20 protein-coding genes and 1 pseudogene are annotated in these 24,302 nt (G+C 67.7%); 11 read left to right on the forward strand and 10 right to left on the reverse strand.

The genetic code is table 11. The features are described from left to right. Both AB4Z27_RS13440 and AB4Z27_RS13445 read right to left on the reverse strand, forming a co-directional pair. A pseudogene (locus AB4Z27_RS13440) lies at window positions 1–628 on the reverse strand (hypothetical protein); the annotation flags it as partial. Between the two features lie 213 nt (window positions 629–841). Then, on the reverse strand, window positions 842–1,279 hold the full coding sequence (locus AB4Z27_RS13445; protein WP_092294129.1) for an Lrp/AsnC family transcriptional regulator: 438 nt from the start codon (window positions 1,277–1,279) through the stop codon (window positions 842–844). A gap of 118 nt (window positions 1,280–1,397) precedes the next feature. On the opposite strand from AB4Z27_RS13445, the gene AB4Z27_RS13450 reads away from it, so the two are divergent. Beyond that, window positions 1,398–2,309 carry a DMT family transporter gene (locus AB4Z27_RS13450; RefSeq protein ID WP_441591202.1) on the forward strand — a complete coding sequence of 304 codons (912 nt, stop codon included), beginning with the start codon at window positions 1,398–1,400 and terminating at the stop codon, window positions 2,307–2,309. Here AB4Z27_RS13450 and AB4Z27_RS13455 read toward each other — a convergent pair. Beyond that, complete coding sequence (locus AB4Z27_RS13455; protein ID WP_441644613.1) at window positions 2,301–3,185, reverse strand: aldo/keto reductase family oxidoreductase; 885 nt, start codon at window positions 3,183–3,185, stop codon at window positions 2,301–2,303. The two genes, AB4Z27_RS13450 and AB4Z27_RS13455, sit on opposite strands and share 9 nt — an antisense overlap. A 114-nt stretch (window positions 3,186–3,299) precedes the next feature. Here AB4Z27_RS13455 and AB4Z27_RS13460 point away from each other — a divergent pair, with 114 nt between their 5' ends. Then, the gene (locus tag AB4Z27_RS13460) at window positions 3,300–4,190 is read left to right on the forward strand and encodes a LysR family transcriptional regulator (protein ID WP_092294135.1); all 891 of its coding nucleotides are present in this window, start codon (window positions 3,300–3,302) and stop codon (window positions 4,188–4,190) included. Window position 4,191: 1 nt separating this feature from the next. Here AB4Z27_RS13460 and AB4Z27_RS13465 read toward each other — a convergent pair whose 3' ends face one another. Then, a complete protein-coding gene (locus AB4Z27_RS13465) occupies window positions 4,192–7,719 on the reverse strand; it encodes an autotransporter domain-containing protein (protein WP_441644614.1) in 3,528 nt (1,175 codons plus the stop codon). Window positions 7,720–8,403: 684 nt separating this feature from the next. On the opposite strand from AB4Z27_RS13465, the gene fur reads away from it, so the two are divergent. Together fur and AB4Z27_RS13475 are read left to right on the forward strand one after the other, a co-directional pair. Further along, complete coding sequence (gene fur / locus AB4Z27_RS13470) at window positions 8,404–8,850, forward strand: ferric iron uptake transcriptional regulator (RefSeq protein WP_092294139.1); 447 nt, start codon at window positions 8,404–8,406, stop codon at window positions 8,848–8,850. Window positions 8,851–8,976: 126 nt separating this feature from the next. Then, window positions 8,977–9,384, forward strand: a complete 408-nt coding sequence (locus tag AB4Z27_RS13475) for a hypothetical protein (protein ID WP_441644615.1) — start codon at window positions 8,977–8,979, stop codon at window positions 9,382–9,384. A 34-nt stretch (window positions 9,385–9,418) separates the two neighbouring features. Here AB4Z27_RS13475 and AB4Z27_RS13480 read toward each other — a convergent pair whose 3' ends face one another. Further along, the gene (locus tag AB4Z27_RS13480) at window positions 9,419–10,330 is read right to left on the reverse strand and encodes a DMT family transporter (protein WP_092294143.1); all 912 of its coding nucleotides are present in this window, start codon (window positions 10,328–10,330) and stop codon (window positions 9,419–9,421) included. Window positions 10,331–10,890: 560 nt separating this feature from the next. Here AB4Z27_RS13480 and AB4Z27_RS13485 point away from each other — a divergent pair. Continuing rightward, window positions 10,891–11,217, forward strand: a complete 327-nt coding sequence (locus AB4Z27_RS13485; protein WP_092294144.1) for a PadR family transcriptional regulator — start codon at window positions 10,891–10,893, stop codon at window positions 11,215–11,217. Between the two features lie 126 nt (window positions 11,218–11,343). Here the strand turns inward: AB4Z27_RS13485 and AB4Z27_RS13490 are convergent, their stop codons facing one another. Next, on the reverse strand, window positions 11,344–12,837 hold the full coding sequence (locus tag AB4Z27_RS13490; RefSeq protein WP_092294146.1) for a putative bifunctional diguanylate cyclase/phosphodiesterase: 1,494 nt from the start codon (window positions 12,835–12,837) through the stop codon (window positions 11,344–11,346). Between the two features lie 310 nt (window positions 12,838–13,147). Here AB4Z27_RS13490 and AB4Z27_RS13495 point away from each other — a divergent pair, with 310 nt between their 5' ends. Next, entirely contained in the window at window positions 13,148–15,133 is a 1,986-nt protein-coding gene (locus tag AB4Z27_RS13495) for a diguanylate cyclase domain-containing protein (protein ID WP_441644616.1), read from the forward strand. Window positions 15,134–15,193: 60 nt separating this feature from the next. Here the strand turns inward: AB4Z27_RS13495 and AB4Z27_RS13500 are convergent, their stop codons facing one another. Beyond that, window positions 15,194–15,565: a hypothetical protein gene (locus AB4Z27_RS13500; RefSeq protein ID WP_092294150.1), complete on the reverse strand. Its 372-nt coding sequence runs from the start codon at window positions 15,563–15,565 to the stop codon at window positions 15,194–15,196. 218 nt (window positions 15,566–15,783) lie between these two features. Here AB4Z27_RS13500 and AB4Z27_RS13505 point away from each other — a divergent pair, with 218 nt between their 5' ends. Both AB4Z27_RS13505 and fumC read left to right on the forward strand, forming a co-directional pair. Then, window positions 15,784–16,134, forward strand: a complete 351-nt coding sequence (locus tag AB4Z27_RS13505; protein ID WP_092294152.1) for a four-helix bundle copper-binding protein — start codon at window positions 15,784–15,786, stop codon at window positions 16,132–16,134. Window positions 16,135–16,270: 136 nt separating this feature from the next. After that, on the forward strand, window positions 16,271–17,686 hold the full coding sequence (gene fumC / locus AB4Z27_RS13510; protein WP_441591197.1) for a class II fumarate hydratase: 1,416 nt from the start codon (window positions 16,271–16,273) through the stop codon (window positions 17,684–17,686). A 19-nt stretch (window positions 17,687–17,705) separates the two neighbouring features. Here fumC and AB4Z27_RS13515 read toward each other — a convergent pair whose 3' ends face one another. Beyond that, the gene (locus tag AB4Z27_RS13515; RefSeq protein ID WP_092294156.1) at window positions 17,706–19,508 is read right to left on the reverse strand and encodes an OPT/YSL family transporter; all 1,803 of its coding nucleotides are present in this window, start codon (window positions 19,506–19,508) and stop codon (window positions 17,706–17,708) included. 188 nt (window positions 19,509–19,696) lie between these two features. Here AB4Z27_RS13515 and abiEi point away from each other — a divergent pair, with 188 nt between their 5' ends. From abiEi to AB4Z27_RS13530, 3 genes are all read left to right on the forward strand, one after another. Beyond that, complete coding sequence (gene abiEi / locus AB4Z27_RS13520; RefSeq protein WP_441644617.1) at window positions 19,697–20,242, forward strand: type IV toxin-antitoxin system AbiEi family antitoxin; 546 nt, start codon at window positions 19,697–19,699, stop codon at window positions 20,240–20,242. Beyond that, window positions 20,220–21,110 carry a nucleotidyl transferase AbiEii/AbiGii toxin family protein gene (locus AB4Z27_RS13525; protein WP_092294160.1) on the forward strand — a complete coding sequence of 297 codons (891 nt, stop codon included), beginning with the start codon at window positions 20,220–20,222 and terminating at the stop codon, window positions 21,108–21,110. The genes abiEi and AB4Z27_RS13525 overlap by 23 nt, the downstream gene beginning before the upstream one ends. A gap of 194 nt (window positions 21,111–21,304) precedes the next feature. Then, window positions 21,305–22,240, forward strand: coding sequence for a 2-hydroxyacid dehydrogenase (locus AB4Z27_RS13530; protein WP_092294162.1), 936 nt, complete (start codon window positions 21,305–21,307; stop codon window positions 22,238–22,240). Window positions 22,241–22,252: 12 nt separating this feature from the next. On the opposite strand, the gene AB4Z27_RS13535 is transcribed toward AB4Z27_RS13530, so the two are convergent. Together AB4Z27_RS13535 and AB4Z27_RS13540 are read right to left on the reverse strand one after the other, a co-directional pair. Then, window positions 22,253–23,593: a sensor histidine kinase gene (locus AB4Z27_RS13535; protein WP_092294164.1), complete on the reverse strand. Its 1,341-nt coding sequence runs from the start codon at window positions 23,591–23,593 to the stop codon at window positions 22,253–22,255. After that, entirely contained in the window at window positions 23,593–24,300 is a 708-nt protein-coding gene (locus AB4Z27_RS13540; RefSeq protein ID WP_441591195.1) for a response regulator, read from the reverse strand. Before AB4Z27_RS13540 ends, AB4Z27_RS13535 begins: the two co-directional genes overlap by 1 nt. Between the last annotated feature and the right edge of the window lie 2 nt (window positions 24,301–24,302).

Below are 24,302 nucleotides of genomic sequence, written 5' to 3' on the forward strand. Positions count from 1 at the left end.
CCAGCGTGGTCTTCGCCGTGGCCAGGCGTGCCATCAGTTGGTCCAGCAGCTTGTCCAGCGCATTGCCGGCGTTGCCGCCATTGGCGGCCACCAGCGGTGCCTTGAACGGGTCGATGCCCGTCAGGTCGACCACGCCGGTCAGGACCAGGCTCACGGCATTGTTGGCCTTGGTCAGGCCGTCCGCGGTGACGAGGTTCTGGGCATTCTTGTCGAACTGGGTGAAGAASGTCGTGGTGCTCCCGCCCGCCAGCGAGGCGGTCAGCAGTTCGGTCAGCGGCGTGATGTTGGCCACGGCGCTGGTGCCGGAGCCGCCTTCCACCACCGAGTGCAGCGTCGTGCCGTCCGGCGTGGTCACGGCCAGCACGCACGGACGCACRGCGTTGTCGATATTGAGGGTGAACGTGCCGTCAGCGGCCGTGGTGGCCGTGCCGCTACCCGTGGCGCATTTCGCCTGGACCGTGGCGCCAGCCAGCGCCGCACCGACCGCAGCCGTGCCGCTGATCTTGGTGGTCACCGGCGCGCTGCCCGMMCCGCCGGCCGGCGTGCTGGTGGTGCCATCCCCGGAGCCGCCGCCGCAGGCCGAAAGCACCGCAGCCGCCAAACCCGTCAACAAAATCCTCGATTTCATCCCTGACCTCTTTCTTATGATGTCTTTCCCCGCGCAGCGACCCGCAGCGCGTACCCGCGGGCAAATCTACGATGCCCGGCGGCGTGGAGTGTCAGGGAGTGGTCTTGCGCCGGCCAACCCGCTGTGGGGGGATTGACAACACAACAGGATTGGCACATTTCGGCGACTTTGTCTCAGATCGCAATAATGCGTTATTCGACACCTGAATCCTTGTCAGAGCGGCGGCAGCCGCCGCCTGACCGGCTGGGATTTGACGATGGACGAACTGGTCTCCGCCATATCGGTAATCCGCTCGAGAATATGGTCCAGGTGYTCGATGGAGCGGAGGTACAGCCGTCCGATAAAGCAGTCGTCCCCGGTCACCTTGTCGCATTCGCCGAATTCCGGAATCGATTCGATCAGCTTCTGCACCTGCTGGAGCTTCCCCGGCAGCGGCCGGATGCGGACGATGGCCTGCATCGGGTAGCCGAGCGTGCGCGGTTCGGCATCCACGGTAAAGGCGCGGATCACCCCGCGCTCCTCCAGCCGCCGCAGCCGCTCCGACGCCGCCGGCGACGACAGCCCCACCTGCTCCGCCAGCGCCTTCACCGGCATGCGCGCGTCCTGCTGGAGCAGCGCCAGGATACGGCGGTCCAGATCGTCGATCGACATAGGAAATTTCCCCCTTTTGCCTAATTAAGTAAGGAATATAGGCGACTTGCCTACATTCCGGCATGGGCAGCGGGCGGACGACCTCGTAAACTGCCTAGCCTCGATAGGAGGATTCGCAGTGGACGAGCGCAAACGCGGGATGATGGAAATGGTGGCGGCGATGGTCATCTCCGGCACCATCGGCTGGCTGGTGGTGGTGTCGGGCCGCCCGGTGACGCAGGTGGTGTTCTGGCGCTGCGCGTTCGGCGCGGCCGTGCTGCTGGCGGTCTGCGCCGCCAAGGGCTACCTCAAGCCGGGCACGCTGAACCGCCGCCAGTTGCTGCTCGCGGTGGCGGGCGGCGTGGCCATCGTCGCCAACTGGCTGCTGCTGTTTTCGGCCTACGCGGGGGCGTCCATCTCGATTGCCACGGCGGTCTACAACACCCAGCCGTTCATGCTGGTGGCGCTCGGCGCGGTGTTCCTGCGCGAGCGGCTCACACTGGCCAAGCTCGGCTGGCTGCTGCTGTCCTTCGGCGGCATGCTGCTGATCGTGCAGGCCAAGCCCGGCGCCGGCGCGCCGCACGGCGACTACCTGGTCGGCATCCTGCTGGCGCTGGGCGCGGCGTTCTGCTACGCGCTGGCCGCGATGTTTGCGAAACAGCTCAAGGGCACGCCGCCGCATCTGATCGCCCTGATCCATGTGATCGTCGGCACCGTGATGCTGCTGCCGATGGCGGTGTCGTCTGATTTGCCGTCCGGCCTCGTGCCGTGGGCCACGCTGACCACCATGGGCGTGGTCCATACCGGCCTGATGTACATCCTGCTCTACGGCGCGATTCAGAAATTGCCTACGCACCTGACCGGCGCGCTGTCCTTCATCTATCCGATCGTCGCCATCCTGGTGGACCGGGTGGCGTTCGGCCACCAGTTGCACCCGACCCAGTTGGTCGGGGCGACGCTGATCCTGCTGGCCGCCGCCGGCATGACGCTGGGCTGGCCATGGCGCAAGCCGGCAGCAATGGTGGAGGTGGAGGGCAAGTCCTCAACGTGAGGCGGGGTCCGGCGCGCCGATGCGGTCGAGCGCCGCGAGCACGTCCGGCGCCAGCGCCAGCGTGGCTGCCTGCAGGTTTTCGCGCAGATGGCCGACCGACGAGGTGCCCGGGATCAGCAGGATATTGGGCGACCGGTGCAGCAGCCAGGCCAGCGCCACCTGCATCGGCGTAGCGCCCAGCGAGCGCGCGATATCCGCCAGCGCCGTGGACTGGATCGGCGAAAACCCACCCAGCGGGAAGAACGGCGTGTAAGCGATGCCCTGCCGCGCCAGATCGTCGATCAGCGCCTCGTCGTGCCGGTGCACGAGGTTGTACTGGTTCTGCACGCAGACGATCTTCGTGATGCGCTGCGCCTCCGCCACCTGCGTGGCAGTGACATTGCTCAGACCGATGTGGCGAATCAGGCCCTTTTKCTGGAGTTCGGCCAGCGCCACCACCTGCCGCTCCAGCGATCCTTCGGACGGCGCGTGGATATCGCCCATCGCCCGCAGATTGACGAYATCCAGCGCCTCCAGCCCCAGGTTGCGCAGGTTGTCGTGCACGCCGCGCGCGAGGTCTTCCGGCTCCAGCGCCGGAATCCAGGCGGCATCCGCGCCGCGCACCGCGCCCAGCTTGGTCACGATCAGCAGATCGTCCGGATACGGGTGCAGCGCCTCGCGAATCAGCTGGTTAGTGATATGCGGGCCGTAGTAATCGCTGGTGTCGATATGGTTCACGCCCAGCGCCACGGCCTCGCGCAGGACGGCGATGGCGGCGTCGCGGTCCTTCGGCGGGCCGAATACGCCGGGGCCGGCCAGTTGCATCGCGCCGTAGCCGAGGCGGCGAATRGTCCGACCGGCCAGCGAAAAGGTGTTCAGGGGTTGGGATGCCGACATGACGCGCTCCTTGGAAGTGGGTGAAGCGAGTATGAGAGCGATTGCGCTGTTCGATAATCCCATCTAGATTGCACAGGTTGTTCAATAATCTGCACAGTCCGTGCCATTGCTGCGATGGAATTCAACGACCTTGCCGCCTTTGTTTCAGTCGCCCGCGCGGGCGGGTTCCGGGATGCTGCACGGATCGGCGGGGTATCCGCATCGAGCCTGAGCATTGCCGTGCGCCGGCTGGAAGCGCGGCTCGGCCTGCGGCTGCTGAACCGCACCACGCGCAGCGTGGCGGCGACCGAAGCCGGGCTGCGCCTGCTGGAGAAGCTGACGCCGCTGTTCAGCGAGATGGAAGCCTCGCTCGACGTGCTGAACCTGTTCCGCGACAAACCCACCGGCACGCTCCGGCTCAACGTGCCGTCGAGCGTGGCCACGCTGGAGCTGACCGCGCTGCTGCCCCGCTTTCTTGAGACTTATCCCGATATCCGCGTCGAGGTGATCGTCGAGGACAGCTTTGTCGATCTGCTGACGATTGGCTGCGACGCCGGCATCCGCTATGACGAGCGGCTGGAGCAGGACATGATCGCCGTGCCGATTGGCGCGCGCGTGCAGCGCTTTGCGACGGCTGCGGCGCCGTCCTATCTGGATCGGCACGGTCGGCCCAGCCATCCGCGCGAACTGCTCGGCCACGCCTGCCTGCGCGGCCAGTTCGCCGGCGGCGCCATGCCGCCGTGGATCTTCGAGCGCGATGGCGAGGTCGTGACGCTGGACCCGCCCGGCCCGCTGGTCGTGAAGCCGGCCGCCGCCTTCCACCTCGCCTTCGAGATCGCCCTGGCGGGCGGCGGCGTGGTCCATTTCTTCGAGGGCGGCCTGCGCCGCTACCTCGACAGCGGCGCGCTGGAGCCCATCCTGGAGCCGTGGTGGCAGACGTTCTCCGGACCGTTCCTCTACTACCCCGGCCATCGCCACGTGCCCGCGCCGCTGCGCGCTTTTATCGATTTCGTGAAGGCGGCGTAAATCAGAACGGCGCCGCCAAGGTCAGCCGCACKCCCTGCTGCAATCCGCCCATGCCGAACATCACGTTGTAGTCCAGCCCGAAGCGCATCGAGCGGGTGCGCAGYTTGGCGCCCAGACCCACCTGCACGCGGTCGCGACCGTACGGCGAGCCGTTCACGGTGTAGGCCGGCCCGGCGCCGGCCAGGTCGGCATARGCCAGCCCGGCCCCGCTCTGGCCGTTGAAGTCATGCTGGAATTCGACCCGCGCGAACGGCAGGAACAGGCCCCAGCGCGTGGGCTGCGCGTACTCGGTGCGCAGGCCCAGCGTGCCGGACACCGCGGTCACGGTCTGCCCGAAGTAGGTCAGCGAACTGAAGCCGGCGCCCGTTTCCGAATACCGGTCGAGCGTGCTTTCCGAGACCGACAGGCGGCCGTAGGGCGACACCAGCCACGCCGAGTCGCGGTACTCGTAGCCGGTGGAGACCGAGGCGAAGACCTGATGCCCGTCGCGGCTGCCATAGGCGAAGGCGCTTTCGTCGCCCACCCAGCGGCGCGAATCGAAATTCAGCGAGCCGTAGCCGGCCACCCCGTCGATAAACAGCGAGGGCTTCGGGCGATAGCTGCCGTAGAGCGCCACGCTGAAGGCGTCGGCCTTGCTTTGCGTGCCGGAGGCCCCGACGTCCGTCGAATCGCGCCCGTAGCCAAAGCCGAGGCCGAGCGTGAATTCGTCCGAGAACCGGTAGTCCGCGCCGGCGGTCACGCCGCCCGTGGTGAAGCGGAAGCCRGACCGTTGCGCCGTGGTGTTGGCGAAGCCGAAGTCCACCGTGCCGGCGGTCCAGAAGGCCAGGCGGATATCGTCRTTGTCCGGCGTCGACGCGGCGCCGGCATTCGGCAGGTCTGGTGCGGTGCCCTCGCCGGTCCCATCGCCGGTCCCATCGCCGGCGCCGGCTTCGGCGGCCACCGCGGCCTCGCGCGATCCCGCTCCCCTATCCAYCCCACCGCGCCGGCCCGTGTCGGCCAGCCGGCTCGCGGGCAGCACGCCGCGCAGGCAGGCATCGCGCGCGGTCAGGTTCTGCTCGGACTCGCAGCGCCGCGTATCGCCCTCGGTGCGCGGCATCTGCACCGTGATCTGGTTGCCRGACGGCGCCCGGCCCTTGCCGTGCAGCTGCTCCAGACGCTGGTTGTAATTGCTGAGCTGCGCCGTCGCAAAGCGGCGCGCGGCCTGGATCTGGGCGTTGATCAGGCCCGAGACGTCCGGGTCGGTCGACGGATCGCGGCGCGCGGCCACGCTCAGCTCGAGCACGGCTGGCGACGAGGTGGCGATGGCATTGCTCAGCGTGTAGGTCACCACGGCGGCGCCCGAGAACGCGGCAGCCGGCGTGAACGTCACCGTGTAGCCGGCGGCGGCAGCCACCTGCTTGTCCGCGCTGGCGGGGCTCTTGGCCGCGCTGGCGGCCACGGTGGCACTGCCGGCGTTGGCCGGCGTCACCGAGACGATGGTCACGCCCGTGAACGGGCCACCCGTGGCGCCCTCGGTCACGTCCACGCTGACCGGCCGGTTGGCGAGGGTCGAGAGCTGCCGCTGGGCCACCGCGATCGGCACCGCGTTCACGTTGACGGTGACCGTCACCGGCGCCGAGGCCCCGGCGCTATTGTTCAGCGCGTAGGCGAACGTCACCGCGCCCGAGGTGGTSGGCGTGGGGGTGTAGACRATGTCCAGCCCATTGACGACCACGCTGCCACTGGCCGGCGGCGTGGTGATCGTCACGCCCGAGAACGGCGCGCCCGTGGCGTTGGCGGCGGCATGGATCGTCACTGGTCCGTTGGAGGCCGTGGTCACCGCCACCGGCGGCGCTGTGGGAATCGTCTGCGCCGTGGCCAGCGTGAAGCTGCGGGTGGTGGTGAATGGCGCGCCCACCCCCGTGCTGCTGTCCATGATCTTCACGGTRAAGGTGGAGGCRCCCGGCGTGGTCGGGGTACCGCTCAGCACACCAGTGCTCGSGTTCAACGACAATCCGGGCGGCAGCGTGCCGGCCGAGATGCTGAAGGTGTAGGGTGCSACACCRCCRGCRCCGGTCAACGTCTGGCTGTAGGCGGTGCCGATGGTCGGCGTGGACAGCGTGGCGGGCGACAGCGTCAGCGTCGGCGTTCCCACGATCAGCGTGTAGGGCCGGTTGCCCGTGTATGGACCGCCGGTGCTGCTGTCCGTGGCGGTTACGGTGACGTTGAAGGCRCCACTCGCTGTCGGCGTCCCCGACAGCAAGCCCGCCGGGGACAGCGTTACGCCAGCCGGCAGCGCCCCGCTGGTCACGGCATAGGTATACGGCGCCGTGCCCCCACCTGCCGTCAGGACCTGGTTGTAGGGCGCACCCACGGTGCCGTTTGGCACGGCCGTCGGACTCATGGTCACCRTCGGCACGCCGACGGTCATCACGTAGCTCTGCGTAGTCGAGAAGCCTGCGGTGTCGGTCGCGGTGATGCTGAAAGCGACAGCGCCGCCCCCGGTTGGCGTGCCCGCTAACACCCCACTCGGGCTTAGCGCCAGCCCGGACGGGAGCGTACCGCTCGTCACGGCATAGCTGTACGGCGCGGTCCCGCCGCTTGTCGACATGGTCTGGCTGTAGGCGATGGCGACCACGGGAGTCGGCAAGGTGCTCGGACTCATCGAGAGGGTTGGCGGAAGGACCGACAACGTCAGCGGACTGCTCGTCTTGGAGAACGGGCCGACACCYGTGCTGCTGTCGGTCGCTCTGACCGTAAAGTTGTAGGTGCCGGCGCTCGTGGCCGTGCCGGCCAGCGTACCGTTGGAGGCGAGGCTGATCCCAGACGGCAGTGCGCCCGAGGCGAGCGTATAGGTGTACGGCGCGGCGCCGCCGGACGCCATGGSCAGCGACTGGCTGTACGGCACGCCTGCGGTGGCGGCGGTTGGCGAGGGCAGCGCATAGTTGATCGTCGGCGCCGAAACCGTGACCGTGACCGTGGCCGGCGCCGAGGTACCCGCCCCGTTCGTCGCCGTGTAGGTGAAGCTGTCCGGGCCGGCATAGCCGGCAGTGGGCGTATAGGTGATCGTCGTGCCCGACGGCGTAGCGGTGCCATKGGAGGCCCCCGTCGCCACCGCGACGCTGGTGGCCGCGCCGCCGGTCAGATTYAGCGTGATCGGGTTGTTGGTGCTCCCGTAGGCCACCGTGGCGGATACCGCCCCCGCCGTGGGCAGCGTGACATAGGTGAACCTGTCTGCGGCGCTGATGGCGCTGGTGCCGTCTGCCGTGGTCACGGTCACATCGACCGTGCCGGCGGCCCCGGGGGGCGCTGTGGCGGTGATATTCGTCGAACTGCCCACGACGAAGCTGGCCGAGGTCGCGCCGAACCTGACGTCGGGTATGCCTGTGAAATCGGTCCCGATGATCGTCACAATCGTGCCGCCGGCGGYGGATCCGCTGGAAGGGCTGATCGACGTCACCGTGGGCGGCACCGCCCATGCCAGTTGCGCGACAGCCATCAGCCACAGCGCCAGGATCGTTCCCAGCCATCGCCGGAAGACCCTCGCCATGCCCGTGGAMCCTGCGCGCGCCACCCCTGCGGCGCCGTGCTGGCAACCGCCTCGTTTTTTGTTGTTTTGCACCCGATTTCTCCCGCAACCCCGCTTTTATTTAGGGGGCTGTTCTTTTTTCAGACCGGGCAGACCATAAGCGAAAGTGGCGCCTACGGCATCCCCCCTATTGGGTACTGTCGCCCGTGCAGCGGCCGCTTTGTCCATTTTTCACAACGGACTCGCCCATCAAAAATTCCTGAAAATTCCTCTTGAAATGAGATCGATTCCCATTTACACTGCTTTCACTGTCTGACGAACGGCACCGCCGGCGCAGACAAAACAGTTTTCAGGGCGTGGCAGCAATGCGGCGCCTGTTACCGACTTTTGTGGGGACCGCTCCGACACACGGAGCGTTTGGTAGTAGCCAGTCGCAGGAAGATCGGGAAAACATCCAGACCCCGTTTTCCCGATCGCGTCATCCTGCGACAAGCCAGGCCACCTTTTTATTCCGCGCGCCGTCAGGCACGGCGCGCCGCCCGGGACGGGCTGCCAGTCTGCGTCGTCCGGCCCGGGTGCTTCTCGCCTGATTTCCAGCACGCCTCGGCCGGTGGGCCATCGATACCTCGATACCCGCGCCCACCGCCTTCGGAATCCTCGTGGAGTCAACTAACTGAGCGCACCCCGCCCGGTGCGAGCCGCCGCATGTCCCTGTCATCCGTGAAGTCCAGCCCTACCCCTCTCCAACGCGCCGGCCTCAAAGCCACGTCGCCCCGCATGCATGTGCTGGAGGCGTTCCGGCGCAGCGACCGCCGCCACCTGAGCGCGGAAGATGTCTACCGGATCCTGCTGGCGCAGGAAGTGGATGCGGGCCTGTCCACGGTCTATCGCGTGCTGAACCAGCTGGTGCAGGCCAATATCCTCCTGCGRCACACSTTCGARGCCGACCACGCCGTGTTCGARCTGAACGARGGCGGCCACCATGACCACCTGATCTGCGTGAGCTGCGGGGTGGTGGAGGAATTCCGTGACGAGGGGATCGAGCAACGCCAGCGCAAGGTGGCGGCCGAGAATGATTTCGAGYTGCGCGAGCACATGCTGGTGCTCTATGGCCTGTGCCCGGCCTGCCAGGTGGTGCCGGGAAGCGAGTAATCGGCCGGGCAGAAGTGCCGGCCGGATCTCTTACAGAATTRGCCGATTCTGTTACAAATGTGCGTGAATAGTAATACGCCAGATGGGTAGAGTGGAGTCATAACCTCTCACCCCCTGGTGAATACTATGAACAAGCGTCCCCTTTCCCTGCTGGTTTTCGTCGCTGGCGCCGCCGCGCTGGCAGCTTCCACTGCCGCCATGGCGCGCGTCGATATCGACGTCAACCTCGGCGCGCCGGCCCCGGTCTACGTGGCACCCGCTCCCGTCTATGTCGAGCCCCGTCCGGCCCCGGTCTACATGCCGCCGCCGCCGGTGGTCTATCGTCCGGCGCCGGTGGTGGTGGCGCCGGTCGTGATCGGCTGGCATGGCGATCGCTACTGGGATGGCGGCCGCTGGTATGACCGCCGCCAGTACCAGGCGTGGCATCGTCACGACAACGGCCAKGGCTATGGGTATGGCCGCGACCGTCACGATGACCATCGCGGCCATGACGACCACCGCGACCATGGTGACCGTGGCGACCACCGCCACTAAGTCAGACCAATAAGTCAGACCAATAAGCCAGTCGTCAGGAGCTTGCCGCAGCGGGYTTGACCGCCGGCGCGGCCGGCTTCAGCACCAGCCAGACCGCCGCGCCGATCAGCAGCATTCCGGCGGCATGCGCCCACGACAGCGTCTCGCCCAGGAACATCCAGCCCCAGACGATGCCGAACGGCGGAATCAGGAAGGTCACCGTCAGCGACCGCACCGGGCCCAGATCCGCCACCAGCCGGAAATACAGCACGTAGGCGATGGCCGTGCAGACCATGCCGAGGCCGAGCATGGCCGCCCACACGCCCAGGCCAGCGGCCGGCAGCGTGTTCTCGCGCGCCAGCGCGGCCAGGCTGAACGGCAGCAGGAACAGCGTCGCGCCGACCATGCTGCCCGCCGCCACGAGCCGGTTATCCAGGCCGCCGCGCGCGGTGATCCAGCGGCGCGTCAGGAAGCCGGCCAGCCCGTAGCACGAGGTCGCCACCAGGCAGGCCAGCGCGCCGAGCAACACGTCRTGCGAGAACACCACCGGGCCAGTGCGCGTGAGCACCGCCACCCCGGCCAGCCCGATCAGCACCCCCATCCCCTTGGCGCGCGTCAGCTTCTCGGCGAAGAACAGACTGCCGATCAGCACGCCCATCAGCGGCGTCATGGCGTTGAAAATGGCCGAATAGCCCGCCGGCAGCCACAGCGCAGCCACCGAATACATCACGAACGGGATACCCGAGTTGATGATGCCCAGCGCGATCACCGGGCGCCACTTGCCCTGCATATCCCATTTCACTTTCATCAGCATCAGGCAGGCCGCCAGCGTGACGGCACCGATCAGCACGCGGAAGAACGCTGTCGGCAGCGGCCCCAGCACCGGCGCGCCGATGCGCACGAACAGGAAACTGGCGCCCCAGATGGCGGACAGCGACAGCAGACGAATCAGGTCGGAGGGTTTCATGGGCTTCGTGAGAAGCAACGATTCGGGCGCCTGCCGCGAAACCGTTGCGCATTGGATACAAAACGACGAAAAATCGATCGATATGCCCCGTGCCGTAGGTTGATTGAACAACACGACGCGCGACACCGTACTGCCATTACACCGCGCCCGACGGCAGGCTGCGCGCTGRAATCGGACCTGATCCTGACCACGAAAATGGCCAAAGAACACGCGCTAAAAGTCGCAAAGTCTGCCCAAAAGTGGGGCAAAGATCACCATTGTTGCGGAATCGCCGCAGAATCGCTTTCGGATGCCTTTCATACCTACCCCCCATATGTGGGGAGCCCTAGCACAGGGCGTGACATCGCGTATTCGATTCCGCTAAACTCTGTTCTGCGCCAGAGTTAATTGACCCCTCCGACGCATTCCCGACAAGCCGCCAGGCAACCCTGGCGGCTTCTTTTTTTTCTKCCGTCGGAAAGCGCCTATCGTATGCGACTTCGGCAYCTCTTGGGCAGCGCCGCAGCGCGCGCGGTAAAATCCGCGTCAACCGCCAGTCCCCCCTTTGCGTTGCCTGCCTCATGAAACGACAGTTCCTCGGCTTGTTAGCCCGCGTCTACGTCTTGCAATTCGCCATGGAGGTGCCCGCCACCGTGGCCATGCTTGCAGAAATGCTGATGGAGTACGGATTCCAGGTGGATATCGGCACRGTGCGGCCTTTGCTGCGCGCGTTGCAGATGGATGGGTATCTGGAAAGTGTATTGCGCGACGGTATCGGGCGGGTCTACCAACTGACCGAACAGGGACGCGAGGAACTGGCGAGCAGCCGGCTGCGCATCGACGAACTGTACCGCCGGCTCCATTCGCCCAACGGCGAGGACGCGGCGGCGTCCATCGTCAACGGCTGAGCCCCGACTGATCCCCAGACAAGACAAACCCGGCTGTGCGCCTGAGCGCCAGCCGGGTTTTTTCATGGCCACAGCGAACCTGAAGCGTACCCGTTTCTGCGGCGCCGGATGGGTGCCGGAGGGGCCTCAGGCGACGCGCGAGAAGCCGTCTCCGGCCAGCAGCAGGTCGCGCAGCGCGTTCAGCCCCAGCGGTTGGGAGAACAGGAAACCCTGCACCGCGTCGCAGCCCTCGCCACGCAGGAAATCCAGCTGCGCGGTCGACTCCACACCTTCCGCCACCACGTGCAGGTGCAGTTGATGGCCGAGCGCGATGATGGCGGCCGCCACCGCGCGGTCGTGGCCGGGCACGGCCAGGTCATCGACAAATGACTTGTCGATCTTGAGCTTGCTGATCGGCAGCCGCGTCAGGTAGCCCAGGCCCGAATAACCCGTGCCGAAGTCGTCGATGGACACACTCACGCCCAACTGGCGCACGCGCCGGAACGACTCGATCGTGGTCTCGCCGCCATCCACGAGAATGCCTTCGGTGACCTCGATGGTCAGGCTCGGGGCCGGCAGGCTGGCCGCCTGGAGGCAGCGCGCGACGGTCTCCGGGAAGTCCGCCCGGCGCAGTTGCAAGGGCGAGATGTTCACCGCCACGTCGATGTCGCGGCCCAGTTCGTTGCGCAGGGTCTGGATGTCGCGGCATGCGGTGGCCAGCGTCCACTCGCCCAGCGCGTCGATCATCCCGCACTGCTCGGCAATCGGGATGAATTCGGATGGCTGCATCACGCCGCGCTCGGGGGTTTCCCAGGCGATCAGCGCCTCCACGCCCACCACGTTCAGCGTGGCGAGGTCGACGATGGGCTGGTAGCGCAGCCGGAATTCCTGTTCGGCCAGCGCGCGGCGCAGCAGCGCCTCGATCGTGAAGCGGGTCAGCGAAGCCTCGGCCATCTCGCTCGCAAAGCGCCGCAGCTGCGCCCGGCCGCCGCGCTTGGCCGCGTACATGGCCGAATCGGCGGATTTCAGGAGGTCGGTCAGCGTCTCGCCATCGTCGGGATAGATCGCCATGCCGAGCGAAGGCGTCACCCGCAGCGGCTGCCCGGCCAGGTGCCCGGCCAGCTGCAAGCCTTCGGAGACGCGCGCCAGGATCTTGGCCGCCGTCAGTTCGGCCTCGCTGTCATGGCGCAGGCCGCCCAGCACCACGGCGAATTCGTCGCCGCCCATGCGTGCCACCACGTCGCGCGGCTGCACCGTGCCGCGCAGGCGCTGGGCAATCGTGCGCAATACGTCGTCGCCCACCGGGTGCCCGAGGGTTTCGTTGATGTGCTTGAAGTGGTCGAGGTCGAGCAGCAGTAGCGCCACGCGCTCGCCATGGCGGCGCGCATCGTCGAGGACGGCCTCGGTGCGGCTGTGCAGCGCGGCGCGGTTCAGCAGCCCGGTCAGCGCATCGTGCTGCGCCAGATGGCGGATGTACTCGTCCACGCGGCGGCGTTCGGTCTGGTCCTGCGTCGCCTGGGCCTGGGTCACCTGCCCGGACGCCCGGCGGCTCCACCAAGCCCGCGCCGCCCAGCCCGCCAAAGCGCCGCCCGCTGCAACCAGCAGCCAGGGCAGAACGGGCAACCACGCGGACAAAGTCATGAAGGCAGGATAAAAGACGGTGGAAAATGGCGCCGCCCCCCCCCTCGTTTGGGGGGCAATTTCGACACGCCGGCCGCACTATACCGTGCCGGCCCAACGGCGCACAGTGCTTCCGCACACACATGCGCGGGCCGCCAGCAGAAATGCGCGGCCGTTGTCAACGCCGTTTCCCCCGGCTGACTCAAACGGGTGATGCGTGATAGGTTCCCCCCGCTGCCGCACCCCCGGAATCAGGCACGGGAAGTGCGTGAGCAGCATTGTTTTCCACTCCCGCGCGCCCTCGCCCTCCGTATTGCCCGCGTTTGTCAGCATGCCCCGCATCCAACCCTCCCTGAAGGCGCGCATCGCGCTGATCACCACGGTGCTCGCCGCCGTGCTGGGGACGGGCATCGTACTCGGCTCGCTCTATTACGCGCACCGGGACCTGGAGGACGCCCTCCAGAACCAGCAGGACTCCATCGTCAAGCTTTCTGCCGACCAGCTCGACACGGCCATGGACGACCGCATCGTGATGCTGGCCCATATGGCACCGCAGATCGGCGCGGTGCTGGAGGGCGCACACGGCCGGGCTCGGGAGGACGTGCGCGCCGACCTGCTCGACGTCATCGGCAAGACCATCCCGGTGCCGGCGGCGTTCAATTCGGTGGTGGTGACCGATGCCACGGGCAGCGTGCTGACATCCTCCGGCCCGCCGATCGAGGTGTCCGACCGCGACTACTTCCGCGAGGCGGTGCGCACGCTGAACCCGGTGGTGGCCGCGCCGATCCACGCGCGCGTCGATGGCACGATTGGCGTGCTGGTGGCGATGCCGGTGGTCTCGGCGTCGAAGCAGTTCCTCGGCCTGGTGGGCGGCTGGCTCGATCTGTCGCGCTCGAACTTCCTGGTCGAGATCGCGCGTAGCCGGCTGGGTAGCACCGGGTTCTACTGTCTGGTGTCAGCGGGTGCCAAGCCGGTCTACGTGCAGCATCCGGACACCCGCCAGGCCCGCCAGCCGGCCCGCGCCGTGGGCGACACCTGCGGCGAGACGGACCAGACTGCGACGTTCGAATTCCTGATGCCGGAACGGCCCGTGATCGCGCGCTACCTGATGTCCACCACGGGCTGGGAGTTGATCGCCGTGCTGCCCGCGCGCGAGGCCTACGCGCCCTTGCGCCAGATGCAGCGACGCTTCCTGATGATGGCGGGGCTGGTGCTGGGCGGCGTGGCGCTGGCGATCTGGCTGGCGGTGCGGCGGCTGCTCATGCCGCTGTCGCGGCTGCATCAGGTGGTGCAGGCCAGCGCCGACGACGCCGACGCCTTCGAGCGCCTGCCSCGCCGCCCCCAGCGCGATGAAATCGGCGACGTAACGCGCGCGTTCATCCGCCTGATGCGCGATGTGCGCCAGCGCGGCCAGCAACTGGCGCGCAGCGAGCGCCGGCTGCGCGCGGTCACGGACAACCTGCCTTCGCTGCTGGCCTTTGTCGACAACGACGAGCGCTACGTCTTCAACAACATCGCCTACGAGCAGGCATTCGGCATGCCGGTGGAGGCGATCCGGGGCAAGACTGTGCGGGAGCTGCTGGGCGAGGAGCGCTACGCGCTGGCGCGCCCCTTCCTGCAACAGGCGCTGGCGGGCGCGGTGATCACGTTCGAGAGCGAATACCGCACGCCGCAGCCGCACTGGATGGAAATGAGCTACCGCCCCGARTGGAGCGAGGACGGCAAGCAGGTGGTGGGGGTGCACATCCACGTGCAGGACATCACCCAGCGCAAGCTGGAGCACCAGCGGCTGGCGCGGATCTCCCAAACCGATCACCTGACGCAGCTCGAGAACCGGAGCGCCTTCGAGAGCCAGCTCCACGCGGCCATGGCGCGCAGCCGTGATGAGAATAGTCTGATAGCGCTGCTGTTCCTCGACATGGACCGCTTCAAGGCGGTGAACGACGCGCACGGCCATGCCACGGGCGACATGCTGCTGCAGTCGTTCGCCCTGCGCGTGCGCCGCTGCGTGCGCGACCAGGACCACGTCGCACGGCTGGGCGGCGATGAATTCGCGGTCATCCTGGAAGACATCCCCTCGCCCGCCACGGCCCAGCGCATTGCCGAGTCCATCCTGGACTCCATCGGCCAGCGCTTTTACTTCGACGGCATGATGGCCGATGTGGACGTCAGCATCGGCGTGGCGCTCTATCGCGGCAGCCCGATGACGGACGAGACGCTCAAGCGCATGGCGGACGCGCTGCTCTACCGCGCCAAGGCGCTCGGCCGGGGCCGCTACGAGATTGGCCCGGCGGAGCTGATGGCGCTGGAAGCCTGACGCCCTGAAGGGGCATCACCGGCGGACTTTCGGCGCTGAAAGCGCCACCCGCCCGGGGGCTCAGTGCTTGGTCGAGTCGTCGGACGCGTCCGATGCCTGCGGCGCGGCTTCGTCGAACGGCACGTGCCGGCCATCGGCCGACTGGTAGCCCAGCCGCGCGCTCTCGCCCATCATCCGCTCGTAGGCCAGCATGGCCTCGGCCACCGCCTGGGGTTCGCCCTTGAATACGACTACATCGTTGCCGCAGCTCGGGCACTCGCCGCCGAATACGGCGTCGATGCCGCGCAGGCCGGGGGCCGGAATCGCATCGAAATTGGTGAACGAGGTCTTGCACGCGCCGCAGACCAGTTGTGCGGGCCGCAGGGCGTCGATTCGTGCCTGCGCCTGCTGCGCCCGTTCCTCGGGCGTGCCCCGCCGTTTTGCTTCACCCATGATGCCGTCCTTTCTCGCAGCTTATCGCTGCCAATTTGCAACTTCTTCACGCTTCTCCGGCCATTCAAATCGATGGACCGGAACTATCCAACGCTGACGGCGCCGAACCTGAGGCGGCCATTGTAGACCACGCCACATTGCGGCAGGACGCCGAGGCGCCTGCTATTGTGGATAACGGTTGCTGGTTGTCGACCACCCACCCCCAAGGAGGACACCCGATGATTCGACCCACAGTGCGAGAGAATTTTGACCGGTATGCCGACTGTATCGCCGCCTGCAATGCCTGTGCGGCCGCCAGCCTGAAGTGCGCGGCCGCCTGCCTCGAGGAGCAAGACGCCCGGAAGATGACCCGCTGCATCGCCCTGGACATGGACTGCGCCGGCATCTGCACCCTCGCCGCCTCCTACATGCTGCGCAATAGCGAATTTGCTCCCCTCGTCTGTGAAGACTGCGCCGAAGTGTGTAAATGGTGCAAGGAAGAATGTGAACGACATGACCATTGGCACTGCCAGGAATGCGCCGCGGCGTGCCAGGCCTGCATGGAAATGTGCCTCAAGATGACCGCCTGACCCGCCGGCATCGACAGCAATCTCCACGGCAATCTAACCGCCTGACGGCGAAAGGGGCTTCAGCGCGAATGTGACGCGGGAAGGCTATGCTAGCAGTCCTGCCTGATCCTGCAGCCTTCCCTCAAGGAGTCCGTCCATGTCCGCCAAGCCCGCAAACCCCTCGTCAGCCACCCGCCTCGAAAAAGACAGCCTCGGGGATGTGGCCGTGCCGGCCGATCATCTCTGGGGCGCCCAGACCGAGCGCTCCCGCCAGAATTTCCGCATCGGCACTGAGAAGATGCCCCCGGCGCTGATCGAGGCGTTCGCCGTGCTCAAGCTCTGCGCGGCCCGTGCGAATCGCGACCTGGGCGTGCTGAAGCCCGAGATTGCCGAAGCCATCGAGCAGGCCGCCGAGGAAGTCATCGCCGGCAAGTGGCCGGCCGAGTTCCCGCTCTCGGTCTGGCAGACCGGCTCGGGCACGCAGACCAACATGAACCTCAACGAGGTGATCTCCAACCGCGCCATCCAGCTGCTGGGCGGCGAGGTCGGCAGCAAGAAGCCGGTTCACCCGAACGACCACGTCAACGCGAGCCAGTCGTCCAACGACAGCTTTCCCACGGCGATGCACATCGCCGCCACGCGCGCTATCCAGCAGACCCTGCTCCCCTCGCTCGAAAAACTGCAACAAACCTTCGCAAAGAAGGTGGAAGCGTTTGCCGACATCGTGAAGGTGGGCCGCACGCACCTGCAGGACGCGGTGCCGCTGACCCTCGGCCAGGAATTTTCCGGCTACATGACGCAGGTGGCGGACGCGCAATCGCGCCTGCAACAGGCCATGCTGCGCGCGATGCCGGTGGCRCAGGGCGGCACSGCCGTCGGCACCGGCCTGAACGCGCCCCCGGGATTCGCCGCCGCGTTTGCCCGCTCGCTGGCCGGCTACACCGGCCTGCCGTTCGAGCCCGCGGCGAACCGCTTCGCGCTCCAGGCCGCCCATGACGCGCTGGTCGATCTGTCGGGCGCGCTGAACACCACGGCGTCGTCGTTCCTGAAGATCGCGCGGGACTTCATGCTGCTCGGCTCAGGCCCGCGCGCCGGGTTTGCCGAACTGCAACTGCCGGCCAACGAACCCGGTTCGTCGATCATGCCCGGCAAGGTCAACCCGACCCAGGCCGAAGCCCTCGCCATGGTCTGCTGCCGCATCATCGGCAACCATACGACGGTGACGCTGGCCAACAGCCTCGGCACGCTCGAACTCAACGCCTACAAGCCGGTGATCGTCTATAGCCTGTTGCAGTCTGTGGTACTGCTGGCCGACGCAGCGTCGAGCTTCGCCGAACACATGGTGGAAGGCGTGGAGCCCGACCGCGCGCGCATCCAGGAACTGCTCGAACGCTCCCTGATGTCCGTGACCGCGCTGAACCCGCATATCGGCTACGACAARGCCGCCGAAATCGCCAAGCTGGCCGTGAAGAAAAACCTGTCCCTGCGCGAGGCCGCCATCGCCTCCGGCCACGTCACCGAGGAACAGTTCGGCCAGTGGATCGACTTCAAGGGGATGACGAAGGAGGTGTGAGCGCCCGGCTGGAAGGCGGTCAGCCCACGACCGCCACCAACCCTGCCACGCCCAGCGCCAGCGCCGCCAAGGCATCGCCGGCGATCAGCCCGCCGCCCACCAGCGAGGTCGTGCTCATGTCCTCGGGCAGCGCGGCATCGCCGGCGGGCGCCGAGCGGTTTTTCGCCACGCTGTTCGCCACACTATTCACCACGCTGGCCAGCACCCCGCCCGCGGCCATCCACGCAGCGGCCGGCAGGTTCACGAAGCCCCCGAACGACGACGCGTACGGCGACGGCAACACGGCTGCATCGAGCAGGAAATCGACGGTCTTGCCGGTGCCGCCGGACTGCGCGAAGCGCCGGTAGCGGGCCGATGCGCGGATCGTCTTGCGCGCGACCTCGGTCACCAGGCCGATACCCACCCCGATCCACACCGCCAGCCGCTGGTAGGGCCGGTCCTCGGTCATGCTGCGCAGCGCGCCGACGATCTTGTAGGTCATCGCSGAGGTCCAGCGCGCCGGCTGCTGATCGGCCGGCAGCAGGGTCTGGTCGAGCCGCAGCACCGGATACGCCTGCATGAACAGCCGCGCCAGCAGCACCGCCAGCACCGCGCCCACGACGATGCCGGCCACCTGATAGCCGAACTGCGTCATCCGGTTGGTGCCGAGCCGCCAGCCGGTGGAGCGGTCCTGCTGCATGTCGCACGCCTCGGCCGTGGAGACGAGCAGCACGGTCGCGGCGATCAGGCCGATATGGGGCTCGCGCAGCCCCACGGCGGCCATCAGGATCACCGTGAGCACGAAGGCCGACGAGATCGGATTGGAGTCCACCATGCCGACCGAGATGCCGTTGACCAGCGCGAACACCAGCACCAGCGCCACGGCCATCAGCTGGTAGCCCACCGGCTGGCCGAACCACACCGCGCCGGCCGCCACCACCGCCGCGCCCCAGACCACCACCCAGAGCCAGATCCAGCGCATCGGCAGGCCGCGTTGTTGGGAGGCGGGGGCCGGCGCCGGGTTGGCCGGCTGCCGCTCCCGCCAGGCCCGCACGAGCAGCATCGACACATCGATCAGCGCCGCGCCCATGATCATGCCCAGCGCGATCAGGAAGGTGATCTTGCGATAGGGGTCGCCCGGCGCCAGCCAGCCAATCGACACGAAATACGGCGTCAGCGCCCATCCCGCCAGCCCCCCGACCAGCGCCGCGATACCGATGCGCGCGCCGACGATCATCCCGGCGCCGAAGGTGGACGCGGACAGGTCGATGGCGCCCAGCCACGCCACGCGCGTGACCCCCACCCCGGCCACCGCCCCAAGCGCGATGCCGCCACCCAGCCGCGCCACCGAGCGCCGCAGCAGCACCGGATCGGTCAACGCGCGCAGGATGTTGGCCACGGCCAGCCCGGACGGGAACGTCAGCTGCATGCGGTCCACCAGCAAGGGCGTGTAGAGCATGCCCACACCCACGCCATACATGCCGATGCACAGCATGTAGCCGATCAGGTGCCAGAGCGGCGGCGCATCCATGCCCATCCAGCCCATCGCCTGGATCACCACGACCATCCCGCCCATCCCGGCCACGGACGCCGCCGCCGTCTGGATGTAGTTCGCCCCATGCCGCCCCGCCGCGCCATAGCCCGCCGTCACCGCCGAACCCAGAATGCCGGCCAGCACCTGCCCGCCAATAAAGAACCCGAGCGAGAAGTTCATATAGGCCGCCGCCACGCAGCCGAGCGGCCCAAGCACCAGCATCCCCGCCGCGCCAAGCAGGGCGTGGTATTGCCAGGTATCAGGGGCGGGCAGCCAGCGCCAGCGGGGAGTGGTGAGGAGGGTGGACATGAGATTCCGGACGTGAATGCTCCCAAGCATAGTGGCGCGGACGCCACCGTGCGGTGAAGGCATGGTATCTATACGAAAACCGCCTATTTATGTCCTGTTACTGTATAGATAAGCTGGGCACCCGCAGGATCTGCACATATAATGACCAAATCTGTCCATTTATCGTAGAGATAATGATCYTCAGTGCCTTGTTGGCCACCCTGGAGYATTGGGATCGCGCCGGCATCTGGAGCTTTTCGCTTCCCGTCCTCAGCCAGCTTTTTGGGGAGTCCGGCGACACGCTCAACAAGTCGCTGTCCCGTCACCAGCGCACCGGGATGATCGAGCGGATCGCCCGTGGGCTCTATATCAATCCGCGGGCACGCTCCCTGCCGCCCGACGTGCTCAGCGCCCTGCCGGCGTTCCTGCGCCCGTGGGACCTTAACTACCTGAGCCTCGAATCGGCGTTATCCGAGGCGGGATGGCTGTCGCAACTCCCTTCGCRGCTGACGCTGATGACGACAGGCCGCAGCCAGACGTTCCACACGCCGTACGGGACGCTCGAATTCACCCATACGGCGCGGCACATCGACACCCTGCGCGACGATCTCGTCTTCGATGCACGGCGCAAAATGTATGTCGCCAAGCCCGAACGCGCGCTGAAGGACCTGCGCCGCGCCGGGCGCAATGTCGATCTCGTGCAGATTCCCTCGCAGTCTCCCCATTCGGACCATGCCATTTCGCACCCGTACTGATCTCCTGGCACTGGCCGGCCGATACGCCACCGAGCGGCGCGTGCCGGCGGGCACGATCGCCAAGGAAATCCTCCACTACGAAATCCTCTACGCCCTGCTGCAGAGCGGCGCGGCCGCCGCGCTGACCTTCCAGGGCGGCACCGCGTTGCGGCTCTGCTATCAGGGCACGCGCTATTCCGAGGACCTGGACTTCGTTGCCGGACGCGCATTCGATCCTACTGTCATGGCGCCGTTCGAGGCCCTGCTCCGACGGGAAATTGCCAATGCCTACGGCCTGGAGGTGGAGATCCGCACGCCCGCGAAGGATGCGGCCCCGTCGGACGTTCACGTCGCGCGCTGGAGCGCACGCGTGCAGATGCCACAGGCCGACCGCAGCGTGCCGCAGGGTCAGGTCATCCATATCGAGGTTGCCAATGTGCCGGCGCACGATCCCGATCTGGTCGCGGTCAGCGCCAACTATCCGCACTTGCCGGAACCCCTCCGCCAGATGATCGTCACGGCGGAGACGCCGCGCGAAATCCTTGCCGACAAGATGGTGGCACTGGGCGCCCGCCCCTACATCAAGGCGCGCGACGTCTGGGACATCAAGTTCCTGACGGACCGCCAGCTCACGCCTGACATGGCGCTGATCGGCAGGAAGCTGATCGACTATGGCTGGACCGTGCCGTCGTACAAAGACCGTCTGCGCGAGCGGCTGGCGCTCCTGTCCCAACCCGAGACGGCCAAGGCGTTCCACGCGGAAATGACGCGATTCGTCGATGCGGGCGTGGCGAGCCAGATCGCCAATCCCGCGCTGGCCGCGCAGTTCCTGCGGCGTGCGGAAACCCTGGCCCAGAAGGTACTCGACGCCGATCTCGCGGTCGCCTGATCCGGCCCGGATGGGGCCAAAGCGTACCCGTTTCTGCGCAGGCGTTTCCGCCGCCTTCCGCCTCCCCCGCCCCCAAACCGTACCCATTTCTGCGCGCCCCGACCCTTGCGTGGTCAAGCATTGATCCGGCGTCGGGCATAGAATGTCGCGTCGGTCCGCCGGCATCCTCCATTCACTTCCCTCGCCGTTACGTCATGAAGCCCGCCCTGCTTGTCCTGATCCAGCTCGAACCCGCTCATCTTGAACTCGTCTCCGCCCAGTACGACGTCCGCTACGCGCCCACGGCCGAGGGCCGGGCGGCGGAGGTGGCGGCGCACGGCAAGACGTTCCGCGCCGTGTTGACCAATGGCACGGTCGGCCTGACTGCTGCCGAGATCGCGGCCATGCCGGCTGTGGAGGTGGTGTGCGCGCTGGGCGCCGGCTACGAGAACATCGACCTGGCCGCCTGCCGGGCGCGCGGGATTGCCGTAGGCAACGGCGCGGGCACCAACGACAGCTGCGTGGCCGATCACGCCATGGCGCTGCTGCTGGCCACCGTGCGCCGCGTGCCGGCGCTGGACCACGCCACGCGCGACGGCATCTGGCGCAACACGCTGCCGCTGCCGCCGAACTTCTCGGGCAAGCGGCTCGGCATCATCGGCCTCGGCACCATCGGGCGGCGCATTGCCCAGCGCGGCCAGGGCTTCGACCTCGAGATCGGCTATCACAACCGCCGGGCGCGCGAGGACGTGTCGTTCTCGTACTTTGCCGATGTGGGCGCGCTGGCCGAGTGGGCCGACTATCTGATCATCGCCACGCCGGGCGGCGCGGAGACGCGGCATCTGGTCGATACGCCGGTGCTGCGCGCGCTGGGGCCGCACGGCTACCTCGTCAATATCGCGCGGGGCAGCGTGGTGAACACGGCGGCGCTGGCCGATGCCTTGCGCGCCGGCGAGCTGGGCGGCGCCGGGCTCGATGTCTATGAGAGCGAGCCGCTGCCGCCCAAGGAATTGTTCGATTGCCCGAACGTGGTGCTGACCCCGCACATGGCCGGCTGGTCGCCGGAAGCGGTGCTGGCGTCGGTCAGCCAGTTCCTGGAGAACGCGCGCCGGCACTTCGCGGGCGAGCCGCTGTTCGCGCCGGTCGGCTAAGCACCGACAGGCTCAGGCCGCGACGGGGAAAGTCACGCGCACGCGCAGCCCCGGCGCGGCGTCTTCCAGCGCCACGCGGGCGCCGTGCGACTGGACGATCTCGGCCACGATGGCCAGCCCCAGCCCGCTGCCGCCCGTGGGCGCCTCCGGTACGCGGTAGAAACGGTCGAACACGCGCGCGCGTTCGTCGGCGGGAATGCCCGGGCCGTTGTCGCTGACCTGCAGTTCCACGCCGCCATCAGACAACCKCGCCACCCGCACATCGATCCGCCCGCCGGCCGGAATGTAGTGCAGGGCGTTGTCGATGAGATTGGTCAGCAGGATGCGCAGCGCGTCTGCATCGCCCCGCACCATGGCACCTTCGGCATCATCGGCCTCCAGCCCCAGRTCGATATCSCGGTCGATGGCCGCCTGGGACATTTCCGCGATCACCCCCGCAGCCAGCGCGCGCAGGTCCACCGGCTCATGCGGCGGCGGYGCGGCGCCGGGCTCCTGCCGCGCCAGCGTCAGCAACTGCGCGACGAGGTGCGTCAGCCGCTCCAGCCCCTGCCGCAGCTGCGACACGGCTTCCTGCCGGGCCGGCGCGCTGTCGGCGCGCTCCACCAGTTGCGCCTGCAATTGCAGCGCCGCCAGCGGCGTGCGCAGCGCGTGGGCAGCGTCGGCCACGAAGGCGCGCTGGGTGTCGATGGCCTGCGCCAGCCGCGCCAGCAACTGGTTCAGCGCGTCGGAAAGCGGGGCGATTTCGTCCGGCATCTGGCGCAAGGCCAGCGGCGCCAGCGTGTTGGCGTCGCGCGCGCGCACCTCGGTGGCAATCTCGCGCAGCGGGCGCAAACCCCGTCCCACCGCCATCCAGATCAACCACGCCAGCAGCGGCAGCAGCAGCAACAGCGGGGCGACCGTGCGCAGCGCCATATGCGCGGCCAGCGTGCGGCGCGCGCTCATCGGCTGGGCGATCTGGACCACGGTCGGGCCCAGCTGCACGCTGTAGATGCGCCATTCGCCGGAATCCGTCAGCACGCTGGAGAAGCCGAGTTCCGCGCGTGGCGGGAGCACCGGGTGGGAGTGAGACAGGTAGAGACTGCGGCCCGTGCCGTCCCAGATGTGGATGACCACGTCCTCGTCCGCATGGAGCAGGTCCGCGCTGGCGCCGCTGCCATTGCCGCCGTCGAACGGCGGCGCCATCGGGCTCGGGAACTGGCTCGGCAACGCCGCCGCCACCTGCTTCATCTGGTAGTCGAACAGCGCGTTGGCCTCCTGCCGGGCCTGCGCGTAGATCAGCCCGGTGGCCACGGCGATGCCCGCCGCCAGCCCGGCGGCCAGCCACCACAACAACGTACGTTGGATCGAGCGCATCAGGACGGATGCTCCTCGTCGGCGCCGTCTTGCTTCGGCACCATGTAGCCCACGCCACGRATATTGCGGATCAGGGCGGCGCCGAACTTGCGGCGCAGCGCGTGGATATARACCTCGACCGTGTTGCTGCCCACCTCGTCGTCCCAGCCGTAGAGGCGCTCCTGCAGTTGCGCCACCGACCAGACCTGCCCGGGGCGCGCCATCAGCGCGGAGAGCAGCGCGAACTCGCGCGCGGACAGCCGCACCGCCGTGCCGGCCTGCGTGGCCTCGCGCGTGGCGGGGTTGAGCACGATGTCGCCATAGCGCAGCAGCGGCTCGGCACGGCCCTCAGCCCGGCGCGCCAGCGCGTGCATGCGCGCGGCCAGTTCCTGGAGGTCGAAGGGCTTGACGAGGTAGTCGTCCGCGCCGGCGTTGAGGCCGGCCACGCGGTCCGCCACGGCGTCGCGGGCGGTCAGGATCAGCACCGGTGTGCGCACGTTGCGGGCGCGCAGCGTCTTGAGCACGTCCAGGCCCGAGCGGCGCGGCAGGCCGAGGTCGAGTAGCACGAGGTCGTAGCCGCCGTCGGCGCGGGGGCCGTGCTGGTCAGACGCGGCGTCGAGGCCGGCATCGCCATCGCGCACCCAATCGACGGTAAAGCCCTCCTGGCGCAGCGCCACCTTCACGCTTTCGCCAATCATGGCGTCATCTTCCACCAGCAGTACACGCATAT

The organism is Cupriavidus sp. KB_39, from assembly GCF_052114485.1.
Lineage (GTDB): Bacteria > Pseudomonadota > Gammaproteobacteria > Burkholderiales > Burkholderiaceae > Cupriavidus.